Annotated in this window: 20 protein-coding genes and 1 riboswitch; of the genes, 10 read left to right on the top strand and 10 right to left on the bottom strand. The window is 55.2% G+C overall.

Features of this window, described 5'->3' with window-relative positions; all coding sequences use genetic code 11:
• Positions 1 to 5 precede the first annotated feature (5 nt).
• From I6L53_RS19135 to ttdA, 5 genes are all read right to left on the bottom strand, one after another.
• Complete coding sequence (locus tag I6L53_RS19135; RefSeq protein WP_042324306.1) at positions 6 to 308, bottom strand: urease subunit gamma; 303 nt, start codon at positions 306 to 308, stop codon at positions 6 to 8.
• Positions 309 to 318: 10 nt separating this feature from the next.
• Positions 319 to 1,143, bottom strand: coding sequence for an urease accessory protein UreD (locus I6L53_RS19130; protein ID WP_232231106.1), 825 nt, complete (start codon positions 1,141 to 1,143; stop codon positions 319 to 321).
• 123 nt (positions 1,144 to 1,266) lie between these two features.
• Positions 1,267 to 2,730 (bottom strand): anion permease, encoded by a 1,464-nt coding sequence (locus I6L53_RS19125; RefSeq protein WP_042324304.1) that lies wholly within the window; start codon positions 2,728 to 2,730, stop codon positions 1,267 to 1,269.
• 48 nt (positions 2,731 to 2,778) lie between these two features.
• Positions 2,779 to 3,384, bottom strand: a complete 606-nt coding sequence (ttdB, locus tag I6L53_RS19120) for a L(+)-tartrate dehydratase subunit beta (RefSeq protein ID WP_042324302.1) — start codon at positions 3,382 to 3,384, stop codon at positions 2,779 to 2,781.
• Positions 3,381 to 4,292: a L(+)-tartrate dehydratase subunit alpha gene (gene ttdA, locus I6L53_RS19115; protein ID WP_094464815.1), complete on the bottom strand. Its 912-nt coding sequence runs from the start codon at positions 4,290 to 4,292 to the stop codon at positions 3,381 to 3,383. The genes ttdB and ttdA overlap by 4 nt, the downstream gene beginning before the upstream one ends.
• Positions 4,293 to 4,503: 211 nt before the next feature.
• On the opposite strand from ttdA, the gene ttdR reads away from it, so the two are divergent.
• Complete coding sequence (ttdR, locus tag I6L53_RS19110) at positions 4,504 to 5,436, top strand: L-tartrate utilization transcriptional activator TtdR (protein ID WP_042324300.1); 933 nt, start codon at positions 4,504 to 4,506, stop codon at positions 5,434 to 5,436.
• Positions 5,437 to 5,469: 33 nt separating this feature from the next.
• Here ttdR and plsY read toward each other — a convergent pair whose 3' ends face one another.
• Entirely contained in the window at positions 5,470 to 6,087 is a 618-nt protein-coding gene (plsY, locus tag I6L53_RS19105; RefSeq protein ID WP_042324298.1) for a glycerol-3-phosphate 1-O-acyltransferase PlsY, read from the bottom strand.
• Positions 6,088 to 6,193: 106 nt separating this feature from the next.
• Between plsY and folB the strand changes: the two genes are divergently transcribed.
• Complete coding sequence (gene folB / locus I6L53_RS19100) at positions 6,194 to 6,559, top strand: bifunctional dihydroneopterin aldolase/7,8-dihydroneopterin epimerase (protein ID WP_042324296.1); 366 nt, start codon at positions 6,194 to 6,196, stop codon at positions 6,557 to 6,559.
• A 111-nt stretch (positions 6,560 to 6,670) separates the two neighbouring features.
• Positions 6,671 to 7,492 carry an undecaprenyl-diphosphate phosphatase gene (gene bacA, locus I6L53_RS19095; RefSeq protein ID WP_042324294.1) on the top strand — a complete coding sequence of 274 codons (822 nt, stop codon included), beginning with the start codon at positions 6,671 to 6,673 and terminating at the stop codon, positions 7,490 to 7,492.
• 104 nt (positions 7,493 to 7,596) lie between these two features.
• Here bacA and I6L53_RS19090 read toward each other — a convergent pair whose 3' ends face one another.
• Together I6L53_RS19090 and I6L53_RS19085 are read right to left on the bottom strand one after the other, a co-directional pair.
• Positions 7,597 to 8,838 (bottom strand): multifunctional CCA addition/repair protein, encoded by a 1,242-nt coding sequence (locus I6L53_RS19090; RefSeq protein ID WP_042324291.1) that lies wholly within the window; start codon positions 8,836 to 8,838, stop codon positions 7,597 to 7,599.
• 65 nt (positions 8,839 to 8,903) lie between these two features.
• Entirely contained in the window at positions 8,904 to 9,524 is a 621-nt protein-coding gene (locus I6L53_RS19085; protein WP_042324289.1) for a TIGR04211 family SH3 domain-containing protein, read from the bottom strand.
• A gap of 241 nt (positions 9,525 to 9,765) precedes the next feature.
• Between I6L53_RS19085 and I6L53_RS19080 the strand changes: the two genes are divergently transcribed.
• The 4 genes from I6L53_RS19080 to glgS all read left to right on the top strand — a co-directional run bounded on the left by I6L53_RS19080 (position 9,766) and on the right by glgS (position 15,869).
• Positions 9,766 to 11,067, top strand: coding sequence for a CYTH domain-containing protein (locus I6L53_RS19080; protein ID WP_042324288.1), 1,302 nt, complete (start codon positions 9,766 to 9,768; stop codon positions 11,065 to 11,067).
• Positions 11,068 to 11,176: 109 nt separating this feature from the next.
• Positions 11,177 to 14,014 (top strand): bifunctional [glutamate--ammonia ligase]-adenylyl-L-tyrosine phosphorylase/[glutamate--ammonia-ligase] adenylyltransferase, encoded by a 2,838-nt coding sequence (glnE, locus tag I6L53_RS19075; RefSeq protein ID WP_042324286.1) that lies wholly within the window; start codon positions 11,177 to 11,179, stop codon positions 14,012 to 14,014.
• Between the two features lie 50 nt (positions 14,015 to 14,064).
• Positions 14,065 to 15,498 carry a bifunctional D-glycero-beta-D-manno-heptose-7-phosphate kinase/D-glycero-beta-D-manno-heptose 1-phosphate adenylyltransferase HldE gene (hldE, locus tag I6L53_RS19070; RefSeq protein WP_042324284.1) on the top strand — a complete coding sequence of 478 codons (1,434 nt, stop codon included), beginning with the start codon at positions 14,065 to 14,067 and terminating at the stop codon, positions 15,496 to 15,498.
• A 164-nt stretch (positions 15,499 to 15,662) separates the two neighbouring features.
• On the top strand, positions 15,663 to 15,869 hold the full coding sequence (gene glgS / locus I6L53_RS19065; protein ID WP_084196648.1) for a cell surface composition regulator GlgS: 207 nt from the start codon (positions 15,663 to 15,665) through the stop codon (positions 15,867 to 15,869).
• Between the two features lie 33 nt (positions 15,870 to 15,902).
• Here glgS and ubiK read toward each other — a convergent pair whose 3' ends face one another.
• Positions 15,903 to 16,199 (bottom strand): ubiquinone biosynthesis accessory factor UbiK, encoded by a 297-nt coding sequence (gene ubiK / locus I6L53_RS19060; protein WP_042324283.1) that lies wholly within the window; start codon positions 16,197 to 16,199, stop codon positions 15,903 to 15,905.
• A 132-nt stretch (positions 16,200 to 16,331) separates the two neighbouring features.
• Positions 16,332 to 16,481: riboswitch (FMN riboswitch) on the top strand.
• A 105-nt stretch (positions 16,482 to 16,586) separates the two neighbouring features.
• On the opposite strand from ubiK, the gene ribB reads away from it, so the two are divergent.
• A complete protein-coding gene (gene ribB / locus I6L53_RS19055; protein WP_042324278.1) occupies positions 16,587 to 17,240 on the top strand; it encodes a 3,4-dihydroxy-2-butanone-4-phosphate synthase in 654 nt (217 codons plus the stop codon).
• 212 nt (positions 17,241 to 17,452) lie between these two features.
• Entirely contained in the window at positions 17,453 to 17,629 is a 177-nt protein-coding gene (locus tag I6L53_RS19050; protein ID WP_042324275.1) for a hypothetical protein, read from the top strand.
• Between the two features lie 19 nt (positions 17,630 to 17,648).
• Here the strand turns inward: I6L53_RS19050 and zupT are convergent, their stop codons facing one another.
• Entirely contained in the window at positions 17,649 to 18,422 is a 774-nt protein-coding gene (zupT, locus tag I6L53_RS19045) for a zinc transporter ZupT (protein ID WP_042324273.1), read from the bottom strand.
• Positions 18,423 to 18,554: 132 nt separating this feature from the next.
• Here zupT and ygiD point away from each other — a divergent pair, with 132 nt between their 5' ends.
• The gene (ygiD, locus tag I6L53_RS19040) at positions 18,555 to 19,343 is read left to right on the top strand and encodes a 4,5-DOPA-extradiol-dioxygenase (protein WP_042324271.1); all 789 of its coding nucleotides are present in this window, start codon (positions 18,555 to 18,557) and stop codon (positions 19,341 to 19,343) included.
• Positions 19,344 to 19,355 lie beyond the last annotated feature (12 nt).

Raw genomic sequence — 19,355 nt, 5'->3', positions numbered from 1 at the left:
TCTCCTTAGACGATCGGACTGTGGACGGTGACCAGCTTCGAACCGTCCGGAAAGGTCGCTTCAACCTGGATGTCCGGGATCATCTCCGGAACGCCTTCCATCACCTGCTCACGGTTCAGGACGTGGCGGCCATCCTCCATCAGTGTGGCGACGCTTTTGCCGTCGCGCGCCCCTTCCATGATGAATGCGCTGATGAGCGCCACCGATTCCGGGTAATTCAGCTTCAGCCCGCGCGCAAGCCGGCGCTCCGCGACCAGCGCGGCGGTAAAGAGCAACAGCTTGTCTTTTTCTCTGGGAGTCAGTTCCATAGGGAGTCTCTTAGGTTTGCCAGATACGCGGCAGGTGCGGTGGCTTTTGGGTTAACAGCGGGCGCAAAAACTGCCAGATTTCGCGCATGACGCGCTGAACAATCAGGTTGTCCTCTGCCAGAAAACGGACCGTCAGCAGCGAGTCGACGAGCGTTGCGCCGGCGTAATCGCCGAGCGGAGCCAGACGTTCGCGCACACCGTCCTGCATCTGTTCCGTGGCCGGATAACAGAGCAGGGTGCCGCACCACGGTTGACTGGCGATGGCCGAGAGATCCCCATCTCTCAGCGCCAGGCGTTCAATGAGCAGCGGGTGCCCATCACGCCAAATCTCCAGACGGTTATGTAGCGCGCCGTGGCTGAACGTCTCATGCATGACCGGTCGCCCGAAGCAGAGCAGATCCCAACCGAGCAGGCGGCTTTCGGCGGAGAGATGAAATACGGAACGGAGATTGGCGTTGGCACCGGGGAACAGGATCGTATCCTGCGGCAGCCATTCCAGCGTCGCGTTCGGGGCCAGCGTAAACGTCTGGTGCAGTTGTGCCTGCGGGCCCGCGCTGCGATAAAATTTGCTCGCACCGGGCATGGTGATTAATACATGGCTGTTTTCGTCCAGCGTGACGGAAATCTGTAGCTCATCACCGCCGACAATCCCGCCGGGTGGGTGGAGTAAATAGAGGTGGCAAACATCGTCTTGCGGATAAAACGGTCGTTGAACCGTCAGGGGGCCAACGTGGCGTGCGCGGGTGAGCACCGTTTTGTGCGCGGTATGGCTAAACCGCAGGTCGAGTTCGGCCTGCCAGCCCCGAGTCGGTGTCTTGTGCGCAACGGTATCCAGAGCGTTTCCCTTCTTAGCGTGAGGGTGTTTGCATAGCAAAAAGTATGCCTCAGCCCGGCGGGAAAACGGTCATATGAGACGCTTATGGAAAAAGGGGGCGACAGCCCTGCCGCCCCAACGAGGTTAAAGCAAAACGAGAGGCATCCAGATAAGCCCGGTCGCCAGCAGCAGCACCAGGAAAATCAGGCCGAAAATTGCCCCCAGCCGCCAGTAATCAACCGTCGGAAGATAACCGCTACCATAGTAGATAGGGCTTGGACCGGTCGCATACGGGGTGAGAATGCTGCCCAGACCAATAGCCGCACCAACCATCAGGCAGAATACCGGTAAGGGAATTTCCGGCATCGCCAGCGCGGCAGCGATCATCATGGGGGCCAGCGCGGAAGTGTAGGCTGTTGCACTGGCAAAAAAGTAACGCAGCAGCCAGAACACCACGATCAGCGCGATCATCACCATCACCGGTGAGTAGCCGCTTAACCCGCTGGCCAGTAGCTTGCCAAACCAGGTGATAAAGCCGGTGTTGTTTAGTCCGGTTGCGAGGGTGATGAGCGAGGCCAGCCAGAAGAAGACGTTCCACGCCGATTTATTACTGATGATGTCATCCCAGGAGATGATACGTAGCACCAGCATCAGAGCGACGACGCTGTAACCGACCATGGCTGCGTCGATATAGTCTCCACCGAAGATCCACAGCACCAGCGCGCCGACCATCAGCACCAGCATCTTTTTCTCACGCGAGCAGAGCGGCCCCATCTCCTTCAGTTCCGATTCCGCCCAGCGCGGCACCTGATCGCCCGACTTCAGCACGGGCGGATACAGCACATAGGCGAGCCACGGCACCAGCAGAACCAGCAAAATGCTCAGTGGCAACATGCCTAAGAACCAGTCGCCCCAACTGAGCGCCGTATGGGAGGCGGTCTTCATCAGGCCAATTAGCAGCAGGTTCGGTGCCATCGCCGTCAGAAAAATGGCGCTGGTCACACAGTCGGCGGTGATCCCCATCCACATAATGTAAGAACCAATGGAACGGGCGCTGGGATCGTTGGGTTGTGAGTTATAGAGCGGCGGCAGGTTGCGGATAATCGGGTAGATGATCCCTGCGCCGCGTGCGGAGTTAGAGGGGGTAACAGGAGCGAGGATTAGCTCGGAGAACATCACCGCGTAACCGAGAAACAGCGTGCGATGCCCCATTTTTTTCACCAGCATCAGTGCGATACGCCGACCGAGACCGGTTTTTTCATACCCGGTACCAAACATAAAGGCGGCGAAAATCAGCCAGATCACCGAGTTGGAAAAACCTGAAACCGCCCACGACAGCGCTTTGGAGGTAAATTTGAAACCGTCCTGGGCGAGCTGTTCCGGGCTGAACAGCAGCCACGGTGAGAGGACCGCGATAATCGATATCCCAATCATCGCCACGACTGCGCCGGGTACAGGTTCCAGAATGAGCCCCACGATGACGCCGGTAAAGACCGCAAAGTAGAGCCAGGTGTGGCTCTCAAGACCGGTGGGGACGGGCAAAACAGCAATAATGGCGATGACCATCAGCGGAGCCAGATATCGCCACCAACCAGATAAAGGTGCCATTGTCGTATCCCTGCGAAAGAGGGAGAGGCGCAGGCCTCTCCGGAAGGGTTATTTGATGTAATGCACGTGTTCGCAGATTTCGTCGACGATGGGGCCGCGACGCTCGGCGAACTGTTTTTTGTTTTCGGCGATCAGGTTGTTGCCGTGGGTGTCGATAGAGACAATCAGTGGACCGAACTCTTTCACCCGGCAAACCCACAGCGATTCCGGCATGCCGAGCTCCATCCAGTGCACCTCTTCGATCTCTTCCACCTGGGTGGCGGCCAGCACCGCACAGCCTGCCGGGAAGATCACGTGCAGCGCCTTGAATTTCTGGCAGCCTTCTTCCGTCAGCGGCCCCATGCCGCCTTTACCCACCACCAGTTTGACGCCTGTTTGCTCAATGAACTCTTTTTCAAAGGCTTCCATACGCATACTGGTGGTCGGGCCGACGGAAACCATCTCCCATTTTTCACCGTTTTTACGCACGATGGGGCCGGCATGGAAAATCGCTTTGCCGTTGAGGTCGTAGGGGATCGGGCGCTTCAGTTCGATCAGTCGGCGATGGCAAACGTCGCGGCAGGTCACCAGCGTACCGGTCAGATAGATCACATCGCCAACGCGGATGTCTTCCAGGTCTTCGGCTTTGATCGGGGTTGTGAGGATCTTTTTCATAACGCGCTCCGGGTGTGAGACAGGTTTTCGAAGGAGAGGTCAGAATGGACCAGCAGCGTACCGCGACGGTGCGCCCAGCAGCCGGTGGAGACGGCGACGCCAATGGTGGACGGGTGACGCGCGGCGGATTCGATATGTACGCCCATCACGGAACTGTTGCCGGTGAGCCCTTGAGGACCAATACCCAGCCGGTTCAGCCCCTCTTCCAGACGCAACTCAAGTTCCGCCGCTTTGGGATTCGGATGGCGGGAGCCGATCGGGCGCAGTACCGCTTTGCGCGACAATACGGCGGCGGTTTCAACGGAGGTGGCAATCCCCACGCCGACCAGTACTGGCGGACAGGCGTTGACGGCCAGCGTCGAGATGTTCTCAAAGACGAATTTCACGACGCCTTCGTAGCCTTCGGAAGGCATCAGTACTTTGGAACGCCCCGGCAGCGTGCAGCCACCACCGGCCATGTAGACTTCAATTTCCGCGTCATCGCCGTCGGGCACAATATCCCAGGTTACCCACGGTACGCCGCTACCGGTGTTTTTACCGGTATTCACTTCGTCAAAAATTTCTACTGCGTTATGGCGCAGCGGTGCCTTCACCGTGGCGTCTTCCACCGCTTGCTTGAGAATGCTTTGCAACTCACCCAACAGCGGGAAGCGGGAACCGACCTTCACGAAGAACATGATCTCACCGGTGTCCTGGCAGGCCGGACGGTTAAGATCGATAGCCTTTTGCATGTTGTCGAACATCGTGTGGTAGATGATTTGCCCCATCTTTGATGTTTCGGCGTCCCGCAGCTGTTTTAATTTGTCCACCACATCGTCGGGCATACGGGTGGATATCATGGCGGTAAAGTTGGCGACTATTTCCGTCAGCGTATTAACCGCATTTTGATTATTTTGATTGCTCATCATGTTAACTCCAGTTCTTTTATTTGTCTGGAAATAAATTCTCCCTCACAAACTACCATTAAATGTGTGGTTTTATATTATTTGCCACTGTGTATATGCAATTAACAGTTCGTGAATGATGCCGAAGAAAGATGATGAAAATTGAGCAAAGGCAGAGATTAACCTTAGATTGCGAATTACACTTCAGGTATCAAGTTCATGGATAACCCAAAAAATGCTCAAAAACTGGCCCTTAGCCAAAGACCTCCAGGTGCTGGTTGAAATTGTCCATACGGGCAGTTTTAGCGCAGCGGCATGCGCGCTCGGACAAACGCCTGCCTTTGTGACGAAACGCATCCAGATCCTGGAAACTACGCTCGCCACCACGCTGCTTAACCGCTCGGCACGCGGTGTGGCGCTGACGGAAAGTGGTCAACGCTGTTATGAACAGGCGCTGACGATCCTCACCCAATATCAGCGCCTGATAGATGACGTGACGCAAATCAAAACGCGCCCGGAAGGGATGATTCGTATTGGGTGTAGCTTCGGGTTTGGCCGCAGTCACATTGCGCCCGCTATTACCGAACTGATGCGCAATTATCCTGAGTTACAGGTCCATTTTGAACTCTTTGATCGGCAAATTGATTTGGTTCAGGATAATATCGATCTTGATATTCGTATTAACGATGACATCCCGGATTATTATATTGCGCATTTGTTAACAAAGAATAAAAGGATATTGTGTGCCTCCCCCGGATATTTGCAAAAATATCCTGAACCCAAAACCTTGCAGGAATTAAGTCACCACGATTGTCTGGTGACAAAAGAGCGTGACATGACTCACGGAATATGGGAACTGGGAAATGGCACGACGAAAAAATCGGTCAAAGTGAGCGGACATCTCTCTTCCAACAGCGGTGAAGTCGTCCTGCAATGGGCGCTGGAAGGTAAAGGCATCATGCTGCGTTCAGAGTGGGATGTGCAACCGTTTCTGGCGAGCGGCAAACTGGTGCGGGTGTTGCCGGAGTACGCGCAAAGCGCCAACATCTGGGCGGTTTATCAGGAGCCGCTATATCGCAGCGTGAAGCTCAGAGTCTGCGTAGAATTTCTGGCGGCATGGTGTCAGCAGCGATTAGGCAGGCCGGACGAAGGCTATCAGGTGCTGTAGGCCGGGGCGGACAACGCCATTTTCCGGCCAATCTTACTCGGGATCTTTCTCGCGTCTTTTGCGCAGTTTGGTCCAGATTTTTGTCTCCTGGCGGCGCCACAGGCGCTGGATGTTGTCATGATGACGCAGCAAAATCAGGCATGAGAGCATGGAGACCGGGAAGGTGAACTGCGGTTTGAACCACCAGACATAGAATGGTGCAATCAACGCGCTGACAATCGCGCCCAGCGATGAGTAGCCGCTCAACAGGACGGTGAGCAACCAGGTACCCGCCATCACGCCGGTGAGATCCCAGCCGATAGGGGCGATAGCGCCAAAGGCCGTCGCCACACCTTTCCCACCTTTGAAACCGAAGAATACTGGCCAGATATGACCCAGACAGGCGGCGATGGCGATAAGACCCAGCCAGAACGGGCTGACGCCCAGCGCATACGCGCCCCAGACGGGCAACATCCCTTTCAGGACGTCGAAAATCAGGACCGCTACGGCTGCTCCTTTGCCACCGATTCGTAACACGTTGGTCGCGCCAGGATTACCAGAGCCGCTGCTACGCGGGTCGGGTAAGCCAGCAATGCGGCAGACCAGAATGGCACTGGAAATGGAGCCGCAGAGGTACGCGAAGAGGATCATTCCAGGCGCGATTGCACTCATAAGCTGTTCCGTTTTGAAAATGTCGTGTAAAACGCTACTTCTGTGGATAATACGCATATTTCGCCGGAAGTGGTATCCGGGTTAGCCAAAAAGCAGGCAGGTCGTGATGGATATTGTATTTATAGAGCAACTTTCGGTAATCACCACTATCGGTGTTTACGACTGGGAACAGACGATTGAACAGAAGCTGGTGTTCGATATCGAAATGGCGTGGGATAACCGAAAATCAGCAAAAAGCGACGATGTCGCCGACTGTCTGAGCTATGCGGATATCGCTGAGACGATCGTTAGTCATGTTGAAGGTGGGCGTTTTGCACTGGTTGAACGTGTTGCCGAAGAGGTTGCTGAACTGCTGCTCACGCGCTTTAACTCGCCGTGGGTGCGCATCAAGCTCAGTAAGCCCGGCGCGGTGGCGCGCGCAGCCAATGTGGGCGTAATCATTGAGCGTAGCAATAATCTGAAAGAAAAATAATTATCTTCATATTTGTTAAACCAAACGGATATAAAAGAGTCCTATACCCGGCATACTTCAAGTTGCATGTGCGTTGACTGCACTGTAGATTTTTTATTTAGGGGTTTATTGATGAGCGATATGCACTCGCTGCTGATTGCGGCAATTTTGGGTGTGGTCGAAGGATTGACGGAATTTTTGCCAGTTTCCAGTACCGGGCACATGATCATCGTAGGTCATCTGTTGGGTTTTGAGGGGGATACGGCAAAGACGTTTGAGGTGGTGATCCAGTTGGGATCTATTCTTGCCGTAGTGGTGATGTTCTGGCGGCGTCTGTTTGGTCTGATCGGCATTCACTTCGGTCGTCCGCTACAGCGTGAAGGGGAAAGTAAAGGCCGTTTAACGCTGATCCACATTCTGTTGGGTATGATCCCGGCCGTGGTGCTGGGGCTGGTTTTCCACGATACGATCAAATCGTTGTTTAACCCGGTGAATGTGATGTATGCGCTGGTGGTGGGCGGTTTACTGCTGATCGCCGCAGAGTGTCTGAAGCCGAAAGAACCGCGCGCGCCGGGTCTGGATGATATGACTTACCGCCAGGCATTCATGATTGGCTGCTTCCAGTGTCTGGCGTTGTGGCCGGGTTTCTCTCGTTCCGGAGCAACCATTTCCGGCGGGATGCTGATGGGCGTGAGCCGTTACGCCGCGTCTGAGTTTTCATTCCTGCTGGCGGTACCGATGATGATGGGTGCCACCGCATTGGATCTCTACAAAAGCTGGTCGTTCCTGACGGTAGCCGATATTCCAATGTTTGCCGTGGGTTTTGTCACCGCCTTCGTGGTTGCATTGGTTGCCATCAAAACCTTCCTGCAGTTGATTAAGCGGATCTCGTTCATTCCGTTTGCGATCTATCGCTTCATCGTCGCCGCGGCGGTTTATGTGGTGTTTTTCTGACCGATCTTTCATGCCGGATGACGGCGTAAACGCCTTATCCGGCCTACGCGTTGAGATGCGATACCATAGGCCGGATAAGCGCAGCGCCATCCGGCATTCACACCTTAACTGACCGCCTTCGGGAAACGGCGCTCTTTCCAGTGGGCCAGCGCCGCAATCCGGCGTCGGGTCAGCTCTTCACGAATCTCAATGCCTTTAAATCCGGCCTCGACAACGTCTTTGGTGGGGACAGACTGGGCAACTTCCCACGCTTCGCGCAGTAAACGTCCCTGTGGATAATCCGCGGCTTCAAACCCCGTCCGTCCGCGTACGTCGGCTTCACTGGTGAGCGCAATCTGCTCCACGCGCTGCGGTTTGCGCCAGGCGTCGATCGAATCAAACAATTTCACGATGGTTTTAGGTTGCAGTATCGGGAAGGTGTGGATGAGATCGTGGAACTCCGCCACCAGTTTGGCTAAATCACGAATTTCATTTGGTACGCGCAGCCGCTGGCACAACTGCTCTACCAGCCTGACTCCCGCCGGGCCGTGCCCGTGGTGGCGCGGCCAGAGCTCCGGCGGCGTCAGACCTTTGCCGAGGTCGTGACACAGCGTGGCGAAACGCACGTCAACCGCCGGGCTGAGCAGCGCCGCCATCGACAGCGTCATCAGAGTATGAATCCCGGTATCGATTTCCGGATGCCACTTCGCCGGGGCCGGAACGCCAAACAGCGCATCGACTTCCGGAAACAACACGCGCAGCGCGCCGCAGTCGCGTAAGACCTGGAAATAGACCTGCGGGTTGCGCGTGGTTAACGCGTTCTCGGTTTCTTTCCAGACGCGTTCTGCCGTCAGATGCTCCAGCTCACCAGCGTGCGTCATTTCGCGCATCAGCGCCATGGTTTCGTCAGCAATACGGAAACTCAGATGCGCATAGCGAGCGGCAAAGCGCGCTACGCGCAGTACGCGCAGCGGATCTTCACTAAAGGCGGGTGAGACATGGCGCAACAGACGTTTATCCAGATCGTGACGTCCGTAGTAGGGATCGACGATCTGGCCGTCATCATCTTGCGCCAGGGCGTTAATGGTCAGATCACGGCGCTGGAGATCGTCTTCCAGAGTGACGTCCGGCGCGGCATAGCAGGTGAATCCGGTATACCCCGAGCCGGACTTCCGCTCGGTACGCGCAAGGGCATACTCTTCGTGGGTTTGCGGATGGAGAAAAACAGGAAAATCGCGACCTACCTGTTGGTAGCCCGCGTCGAGCATTTGTTGCGGTGTCGCGCCAACCACCACCCAATCTTTATCTTTAACCGGTAGCCCTAACAGCGTATCCCGAACCGCACCACCGACCAGATAAATCTTCACGCCACACCACCTCTCCAGGGAAATACAATCCCTTAATCATATGACAGTGCGGCGGAGAAGGCGATTTAGTTCATCCAGCGGTCTTTGCGTTTCCGGCTTGGGATCATATGTGGCAGAATCAAACCAAGAAGCAGGCCGAGTCCCAGCACGCCGCCGCCATACATAAACCACTGCATGATGATGGTGCGTTGCTTATCATCAAGCTGCAGATTTGCGGCGCTGACCTTCTTCTGCGCCACAATCAGCTCGTTCTTCAGCTTCTGGTTCTCTTCTTTCAGCCCGTTGATCACGCTGTCGCTCTGCGACACCTTCTGCTGCATGTCAGCCGTGCGTTGATTCCAGGTGGTGTCGATATTGTTGAGCTTATCGGTCAGCGTTTTGACCTGATTTTCCAGATCCGGCACGCGGGTGCGCAGGCTTGGCGTAGTGTTCAGCTCTTTCATCGGGATCCAGGCTGTCCGCCCCGTACTGTCTTTGACCTGCGCGTAGTTCGTATTGGCGTCAGTTTGTAATAACGTGACTTCTTCGCCCGCGTTAACCGTGCCGACGAGGCGATAATTATCCCCCGGACCACTGCGGACCCAGGTGTTCAGTTCATCAGAGACATAGCGCTTTTCTTCGGCGTGTGACACGGCAGTAGCGCTAAGTGCGAGTAACATAAATCCAATCAGGCGTAATTTTGGCATCAGGCTGTCGTTATTGTCATAGAAAGTGGAACGATAGTAGTGGTATCAGTGTCTCTACGCAAAGCATTCGACATCAATCGGAATCATCTGTGTCCGTTTTACCGCTACTTCAAAACTTTTACGCCCGTCAAATTGTCCGTTGCATGGCAATTTGGCGCAAAATACTATCTACTGACAAAAAAGATCACCGTAAGTTCGTCGTGATTCTCTCTTATGTGACATAACCGGTAAGTACAAGGCCATGGCTCAGGAAATTGAATTAAAATTTATCGTTAATCACGAGGCGGTGAACGCGCTGCGTGACCATCTGAATACGCTCGGAGGCGAGCATCGTGCGCCCAGCCCGTTGTTGAATATTTACTACGAAACCGAGGACCAGTGGCTGCGCAGTCACGATATGGGACTGCGTATTCGTGGTGAGAAGGGGCGCTACGAGATGACCATGAAAATTGCCGGGCGAGTGATCGGCGGTTTACACCAGCGGCCGGAATACAATGTCTCCCTGAATGAGCCTGCGCTGGATTTAACGCAATTTCCGTCGGAAGTGTGGCCAAACGGTGAGGTGCCGGTCGATCTTATCTCCCGCGTGCAGCCGCTGTTCAGCACCGATTTTGAACGTGAAAAATGGCTGCTGACGGTGGACGGCAGCCAGATTGAGATCGCCCTCGATTTAGGCGAAGTGAAAGCGGGTGAGCTGGCTGAGCCGATTTGTGAGCTGGAGCTTGAACTGCTAAGCGGGGATACCCGGGCGGTGCTGAAGCTGGCAAATCAGTTGGTGAATCAGGCGAGTCTACGTCAGGGTAGCCTGAGTAAAGCGGCGCGCGGTTATCATCTGGCGCAGGGGAATCCCCCGCGCGAGAGTAAACCGACAGCCGTACTGAAAGTCCCCGCGAAAGCCAGCGTGGGACACGGGCTGGAAGCGTCGCTGGAGCTGGCGCTGGCACAATGGCAGTACCATGAAGAACTTTGGGTTCGCGGCCATAAGGCAGCAAAGGCCGACGTGTTGGCCGCGATGGGCCTGGTACGTCACACCCTGATGCTGTTTGGCGGTATTGTTCCACGTAAAGCGAGCGCTCACTTACGTGATTTGTTAACCCAGTCGGAAGCGACTATCGCGTCAGCGGTCTCTGCCGAGACGGCGGTTTACACCACCCAGACGGCAACGGCGAAACTGGCGCTGACCGAGTGGCTGGTGACCAAAGCCTGGCAGCCGTTTCTGGATGCCAGGGCGCAGGCCAAAATGGCGGATTCTTTTAAGCGCTTCGCTGACATCCACCTTTCGCGTACCGCCGCTGAACTGAAAAGCGTATTTGGACGGCCGCTGGGCGACCAGTATCGCGATCAACTGCCGCGTTTACGCCGTGATATCGACACCGTTTTGTTACTGGCGGGGTCTTACGATGCGGTGGTGGTGCAGGCATGGCTGGAGAACTGGCAAGGTCTGCTTCACGCTATTACCACCGGCCAACATATTGAAATTGAACATTTCCGCAACGAAGCGAACAACCAGGAACCGTTCTGGCTGCACAGCGGAAAACGATAAAGATGGAATGTTGATGGCGCAGCGCCTGGCAGGCCTGACGCCAGCACGACCTGTAGGCCGGATAAGGCGAGATGCCTGTTTCCGGCATCATTCAAAGGATACCCCTTAAATGAAGCCGCTTTCTTCCCCGTTACAGCAGTACTGGCCGACCGTTGTAGAGCGGCTGCCAGCCTCCTTACCTGAGACTGAGCTTAGCGCTCAGGCGAAGTCAGTACTTACATTGAGTGATTTTGTGCAGGACGGTGTGATTGCGCATCCACACTGGCTGGCGGAGCTGGAAAGCGTCCCGCCGCAGGCCGATGAATGGCAGCAGTACGGCGAATGGTTACAGGCGGCGCTGGCAACGGTGAACGATGAAGCGGCGTTGATGCATGAACTACGTCTGTTTCGCCGCCGGGTGATGGTACGCATTGCCTGGGCACAGGCGCTGTCGCTGGTGGAGGATACCGACATTCTGCAACAGTTAAGCCATTTGGCCGAAACGCTGATTGTCAGTGCGCGTGACTGGCTGTACAACGCTTGCTGTCGCGAATGGGGAACGCCGTGCAGTCAGGAAGGCATTCCGCAACCGCTGCTGATTTTAGGCATGGGGAAACTGGGCGGCGGCGAACTGAATTTTTCCTCGGATATCGATCTGATCTTTGCCTGGCCGGAGCACGGTTCCACTCAGGGAGGGCGCCGCGAACTTGATAACGCGCAGTTTTTTACCCGCATGGGGCAGCGGCTGATCAAGGTGCTGGATCAGCCCACCCAGGATGGCTTTGTCTATCGGGTGGACATGCGGTTGCGTCCGTTTGGCGACAGTGGCCCGCTGGTGTTGAGCTTTGCCGCACTGGAGGATTATTACCAGGAGCAGGGGCGCGACTGGGAGCGCTATGCGATGGTCAAGGCGCGGATCATGGGCGATACCGACGGTCGCTATGTCGAAGAACTGCGCGCCATGCTGCGCCCGTTCGTCTTCCGTCGCTACATCGACTTCAGCGTGATTCAGTCGCTGCGCAATATGAAGGGAATGATTGCGCGTGAAGTCCGGCGCCGGGGGTTGAAAGATAACATCAAGCTCGGCGCGGGCGGCATTCGCGAAATCGAATTTATCGTGCAGGTGTTTCAACTGATTCGCGGCGGACGCGAGCCGTCGCTGCAATCCCGTTCACTGTTGCCGACTTTACGCGCGATTGCCGCACTGCATCTGCTGCAGGAGAGCGATGCCGAGCAACTGCGACAGGCCTATCTCTTTCTGCGTCGTCTGGAAAACCTGCTGCAAAGCATTAACGATGAACAAACCCAGACGCTGCCAGGCGATGAACTTAACCGGGCGCGGCTGGCCTGGGGAATGAACGTTGATGACTGGCTGCAACTGACTGAAACGCTTGAGGAACACATGGCGAACGTCCGCCGCGTGTTTAACGAGCTGATCGGTGATGACGAAACCGAAACGCAGGAAGACGCGCTCTCGGAACAGTGGCGTGAGCTATGGCAGGACGCTTTGCAGGAGGATGATACACCGCCGGTGCTGGCGCATCTCACAGATGACGATCGTATGCGTGTGCTGGCGTTGATTGCTGACTTCCGTAAAGAGCTGGATAAGCGCACCATTGGCCCGCGTGGGCGTCAGGTGCTCGACCACCTGATGCCGCATTTGCTCAGCGATGTCTGCACGCGCCAGGATGCTTTCCTCCCGCTGTCGCGCATTACGCCGCTGCTGGTGGGCATTGTTACCCGCACCACCTATCTCGAGTTGCTGAGCGAATTCCCCGGCGCGCTGAAGCATCTGATTTCGCTCTGCGCGGCGTCGCCGATGGTTGCCAGTCAGCTTGCGCGTTATCCGCTGCTACTCGATGAACTGCTCGATCCGAATACGCTCTATCAGCCAACGGCAACCGACGCTTATCGTGATGAGCTACGTCAGTATTTACTGCGCGTTCCGGAAGATGATGAAGAGCAACAGCTGGAGGCGTTGCGTCAGTTCAAACAAACGCAACTGCTGCGTATTGCCGCTGCGGATATCGCCGGCACGCTGCCGGTGATGAAAGTCAGCGATCATCTGACCTGGCTGGCGGAAGCGATGATTGATGCCGTTGTGCAGCAGGCGTGGCTGCAAATGGTGGCGCGCTATGGGCAACCGACGCATCTTGCCGATCGGATCGGGCGTGGCTTTGCGGTGGTCGGCTACGGCAAACTGGGCGGCTGGGAGCTGGGTTACAGCTCCGATCTCGATTTGATCTTCCTGCATGACTGCCCCGTTGACGTAATGACCGACGGCGATCGTGAAATTGACGGGCGGCAGTTCTACCTGCGGCTGGCGCAGCGCATTATGCACCTGTTCAGTACCCGCACCTCCTCAGGCATTTTGTATGAAGTCGATGCCCGACTGCGGCCGTCAGGGGCGGCGGGGATGCTGGTGACCTCCGCTGAATCTTTTGCGGATTACCAGAAAAACGAGGCCTGGACGTGGGAGCATCAGGCGCTGGTGCGCGCACGCGTTGTTTACGGCGACCCGCAGCTGACCTCGCAGTTTGATACAGTGCGCCGCGATATCATGACGCTGCCTCGCGACGGTAAAACGTTACAGACCGAGGTGCGTGAGATGCGCGAAAAAATGCGTGCGCATCTGGGCAATAAGCATCGCGATCGCTTTGATATTAAAGCCGATGAAGGCGGTATTACGGATATCGAATTTATCACGCAATATCTGGTTCTACGTTATGCCCATGACAAACCCAAACTGACCCGCTGGTCGGATAATGTGCGTATTCTGGAACTGTTAGCGCAAAACGACATTATGGACGAGCAGGAGGCGATGGCATTGACCCACGCCTATACCACGCTGCGCGATGAACTGCATCACCTGGCTTTGCAGGAACAACCGGGTCATGTGGCACAAACCTGTTTTGAGGCGGAACGTACGCAGGTCGGGGCAAGCTGGCAGAAGTGGCTGGTTGCCTGATGAAGTGTGCTATTATCGCGCGCAAATTTTGAATCTCTCAGGAGACAGGAATGAAAGTAACGCTGCCAGAGTTTGAACGTGCAGGAGTCTTGGTTGTCGGTGATGTGATGCTGGATCGCTACTGGTACGGACCCACCAGCCGTATTTCGCCCGAAGCGCCGGTACCGGTGGTGAAAGTCGATACCATCGAAGAACGTCCGGGCGGTGCGGCGAACGTGGCGATGAACATTGCCTCTCTGGGAGCGAATTCGCGTCTGGTCGGACTGACCGGTATTGACGACGCCGCGCGCGCGCTTAGCAAAACGCTGGCGGACGTGAACGTGAAATGCGACTTCGTTTCTGTGCCGACCCATCCGACCATCACTAAACTGCGTGTGCTTTCACGTAACCAGCAACTGATTCGTCTGGATTTTGAAGAAGGCTTCGAAGGCGTGGATCCTCAGCCGCTGCATGAGCGTATCAACCAGGCGCTGAGCTCGATTGGGGCGCTGGTGCTGTCTGACTACGCGAAAGGCGCACTGGCCAGCGTCCAGCAGATGATTGCTCTGGCGCGTAAAGCCGGTGTGCCGGTGCTGATCGACCCGAAAGGGACCGATTTTGCACGCTATCGCGGTGCGACGCTGCTGACGCCGAACTTGTCTGAATTTGAGGCGGTTGCGGGTAAATGCAAAAGCGAAGAAGAGATTGTTGAACGCGGCATGAAGCTGATTGCCGATTTCGAACTTTCCGCTCTGTTGGTCACTCGTTCCGAGCAGGGGATGACGCTACTGCAACCGGGGAAAGCCCCACTGCATATGCCGACGCAGGCGCAGGAAGTGTATGACGTAACCGGTGCGGGTGACACGGTCATTGGTGTGCTGGCAGCGACGCTGGCAGCCGGCAATTCGCTGGAGGAAGCCTGCTTCTTTGCCAATGCGGCGGCGGGTGTGGTCGTCGGCAAACTGGGGACTTCCACCGTTTCGCCTATCGAACTGGAAAATGCGGTACGTGGTCGTGCGGAAACCGGCTTTGGCGTGATGACTGAAGACGAACTGAAACAGGCCGTTGCCAGCGCGCGTAAGCGCGGTGAGAAAGTCGTGATGACTAACGGAGTGTTTGACATTCTGCACGCGGGCCACGTTTCCTATCTCGCAAACGCCCGTAAGCTGGGCGATCGGTTAATCGTCGCGGTCAACAGCGATGCGTCGACGAAACGTCTGAAAGGGGAAACGCGTCCGGTGAATCCGCTCGAACAGCGCATGATCGTGCTGGGGGCGCTGGAAGCCGTTGACTGGGTCGTCTCTTTTGAAGAGGACACGCCGCAGCGCCTGATCGCAGGCGTATTGCCGGATCTGCTGGTGAAGGGCGGTGATTATAAGCCGGAAGAAATTGCGGGTAGTGAAGAGGTGTGGGCCAACGGCGGTGAAGTGCTGGTGCTCAACTTTGAAGACGGTTGCTCCACCACCAATATCATCAAAAAAATCCAGAAAGACAGCGATAAATAATGGCTGAAGGTGATGCCTGGAAACCGGGCATCACCTGTGTTCCTAAAGTGTGAACTCAGGCAACTGATTTGCGCACAATATGTACAAACCTGCTACGCTTCCCGGTAAATACTGGAATCAGAAAAAAGCATATGACCTTAACAGAGATTCACCTACTGGAGGATATGCTGATGAACAACAGTGTTTATTCGATGAGCAATTTCGATTTCCTGGCGCGGAGTTTTGCCAGAATGCAGGCTGAAGGTCGCCCTGTTGATATCCAGGCCGTTACCGGCAATATGGACGAGGAGCACCGCAGCTGGTTTTGCAAACGCTACGCGCACTACTGCCAGCAGGCAATGAACGCCAGAAAGCTAGAAGTAGAACACTGATATATCAACGGGCCTTGCGGCCCGTTGCTGTTTTTACGCCTGCGGTTCTACCGGTGGAATGGCGGGCGCAGGTTTAACTTCTTCAGTCGCCTGACGTGCTTCCAGCTCACTTAAACGTTGCTCCAGCAGCGCCAGCTTTTCACGGGTGCGCAGTAGCACCTGGGTCTGAACATCAAACTCTTCGCGGCTCACCAGATCGAGACGCGTCAGCTGAGATTGCAGCGTCTGACGGATCTTCTTCTCGACATCTTCCCCGAACTCCCGGATCCCTTTCGGCATCGATTCGTGAACCTGGCGAGCGATCTGCTCAATTTTCTTCGGGTCAATCATAGTGGTTTCCCTGAACTGGTAAGTGTTATCGCCCATTGTAGTGCGATCTGCGTGAGGCATAAACCAGAATTGTGTGATGTTAATGCGGGTAAAGGCGTTGATGAAGGTAATCAATAGCGTTATAGTTAACCCGCTTATTCTCAGGGCAGGGCGAAATTCCCCACCGGCGGTAAATCAACTCAGGTTGAAAGCCCGCGAGCGCTTTGGGTGCAAACTCAAAGGTCAGCAGATCCGGTGTAATTCCGGGGCCGACGGTTAGAGTCCGGATGGGAGAGAGTAACGATCCAGTCGGGCATGGACCCGCTCACGTTATTTTATTGCCGCTCGTCGGTACTCCTAAGACTGCCCTGATTCTGGTAACCATAATTTTAGTGAGGTTTTTTTACCATGAATCAGACGCTACTTTCCTCTTTTGGTACGCCTTTTGAACGTGTCGAACACGCTCTGTCTGCGCTGCGCGAAGGCCGCGGTGTGATGGTGCTGGATGACGAAGATCGTGAAAACGAAGGCGATATGATTTTCCCGGCAGAGACCATGACCGTTGAGCAGATGGCGCTGACCATCCGTCACGGTAGCGGTATTGTATGCCTGTGCATCACCGAAGATCGTCGTAAACAACTCGATCTGCCGATGATGGTGGAAAATAACACCAGCGCTTATGGCACCGGTTTTACCGTGACCATTGAAGCGGCGACAGGTGTCACAACCGGCGTTTCGGCGGCCGATCGCGTGACCACCGTTCGCGCGGCAATTGCCGATGGCGCAAAACCTTCCGACCTGAACCGTCCGGGACACGTTTTCCCGCTGCGTGCTCAGCCGGGCGGCGTATTGACTCGCGGTGGCCACACCGAAGCGACCATTGATCTGGTGACGCTGGCCGGGTATAAACCCGCAGGTGTACTGTGTGAACTGACCAATGATGATGGCAGCATGGCGCGCGCGCCGGAGTGCATCGAATTTGCGGGCAAACACAATATGGCTGTGGTGACGATCGAAGACCTGGTGGCTTACAGTCAGGCACACGAACGTAAAGCCAGCTAATCCAGCCTTGCCGGATAGCGGTGCAAGCACCTTATCCGGCAAATTTCGCTTTTTCAAACATCCTGTCGGTTAATAAACATCCAATCTTTTTCTCTATGATCGAAATCATCTTTTCGAATTCATACTGTGCCAGTATATAATCGTACCTACTAATAGGTATGTTAAATTTTAACGATAAATATCTGTTAATGTTAAATTTAAAGGGTAAAAGGATGTTTATTGCCTGGTACTGGATTGTCTTAATTGTTTTGGTGGTCGTGGGATATTTTTGCCATATGAAACGTTACTGTAAGGCGTTTCGGCAGGATCGTGATGCGCTACTGGAAATCCGCAATAAATTACTTCGTCGTGATGACGAAGAACGCGACATGACTAAAGAGCAGGAATAACCGCTTCCTGCCCTCTCCGTTACCCGATCCCCATCGCCTGAAGTACGACCAGACTCAGCCCCATCACTGACATTCCACACAGAACGCCATAGCTGGGGTTGTTATTGGGATCAATCTCTTTTGCCAGCGGCATCAGTTCATCCACCGACAACGCAACCATAATGCCGGCGACAGCGGCCATAATTGCTGCCATGACGACGGGTGATACCAGGTTGCCAAGAATCAGCCATGCCAGCACGCCGCCCAGTATTTCCGCCATCCCGGAAATGCCTGCCCAGAAAATAGCCGTGCGTTTAGAACCGGTGGCCGCGTAGACTGGCCCGGCGACCGCCAGACCTTCCGGAATATTATGCAGGGCAACCGCCACTGCGATGCCGAATCCCAACTCCAGGTTGCTGCTGGCGGTCACCCAGGTGGCAATTCCTTCCGGGAAGTTGTGCAAACTGATCCCCAGCGTGAGCAGAATAGCAGTGCGTTTGATCGAGCCGGGGATGGGCTGTGTCCTTTTTTGCACCAGATCCTGCGGGTGAGCGTGCGGAAGAAGACGATCCAGGCCAAAGTAACCCAGTAAGCCGATGATAAACATGCCATAGCCCAGAACTGGCGGCATTCCCTTTGTGCCCAGCGCGGCGGGCAGCATCTCCATTAAGGAGATCAGCAACATGATCCCGGCGGCAAATCCCAGCGAAAACGCCAGCAGGCGATTGGAGGGTTTTTGCCCCAGTACGCCAAGAAAGGCGCCAATAAACGTGGCGGCCCCCGCCAGTAAGGTGAGAATTAAAGGTACTGACATCAATGACTCCTTATACATCTCACTGACCTTCAAAATAACTGATGATGATCATCATGGTTATCAGAGTTCTTCATTCACCGAAAGAGGGTATTGTAAGACCATCAAAATGACTCCCTGAGTAAGGATATCATCATGTCTTCAATTCGTATGCCAGCATTGTTTTTGGGACACGGCAGCCCGATGAACGTTCTGGAAGATAACCTGTATACCCGTGCCTGGCAGCGGCTTGGGGAGACATTACCGCGTCCAAAAGCGATTGTGGTGGTGTCTGCACACTGGTACACCCGAGGTACCGGCGTCACTGCAATGGACGCGCCAAAGACCATTCATGATTTTGGCGGTTTCCCGCAGGCGTTGTACGATACGCATTACCCGGCGCCTGGCTCTCCTGAACTGGCGCAGCAGTTAGTTGATTTGCTTTCACCGGTGCCGGTCGCACTCGACAAAGAGGCCTGGGGGTTTGATCATGGTTCCTGGGGCGTGCTGATCAAAATGTATCCAGATGCCGATATTCCGATGGTGCAGTTGAGCATCGACAGCACCAAACCGGCGGCCTGGCATTTTGAGATTGGACGCAAACTGGCGACGCTACGTGATGAAGGCATCATGCTGGTGGCCAGCGGTAACGTGGTGCATAACCTGCGTACGGCACGCTGGCACGGCGATAATACGCCGTATCCGTGGGCAACTTCGTTCAATGATTTTGTCAAAGCGAACCTGACCTGGCAGGGACCGGTTGAGCAGCATCCGCTGGTAAATTATCTCGATCACGAGGGGGCTTCCCTGTCGAACCCGACGCCGGATCACTATCTACCACTGCTCTACGTGTTAGGTGCGTGGGATGGCAAAGAGTCGGTGACGATCCCGGTTGATGGCATTGAGATGGGCAGCCTGAGTATGCTGTCGGTACAGATAGGATAGCAATGCAGGCCC

Origin of the sequence: Citrobacter farmeri, assembly GCF_019048065.1 — a bacterium.
In the GTDB taxonomy this organism is placed as follows: domain Bacteria; phylum Pseudomonadota; class Gammaproteobacteria; order Enterobacterales; family Enterobacteriaceae; genus Citrobacter_A; species Citrobacter_A farmeri.
This window is presented reverse-complemented; position numbering and strand designations above follow the sequence as displayed.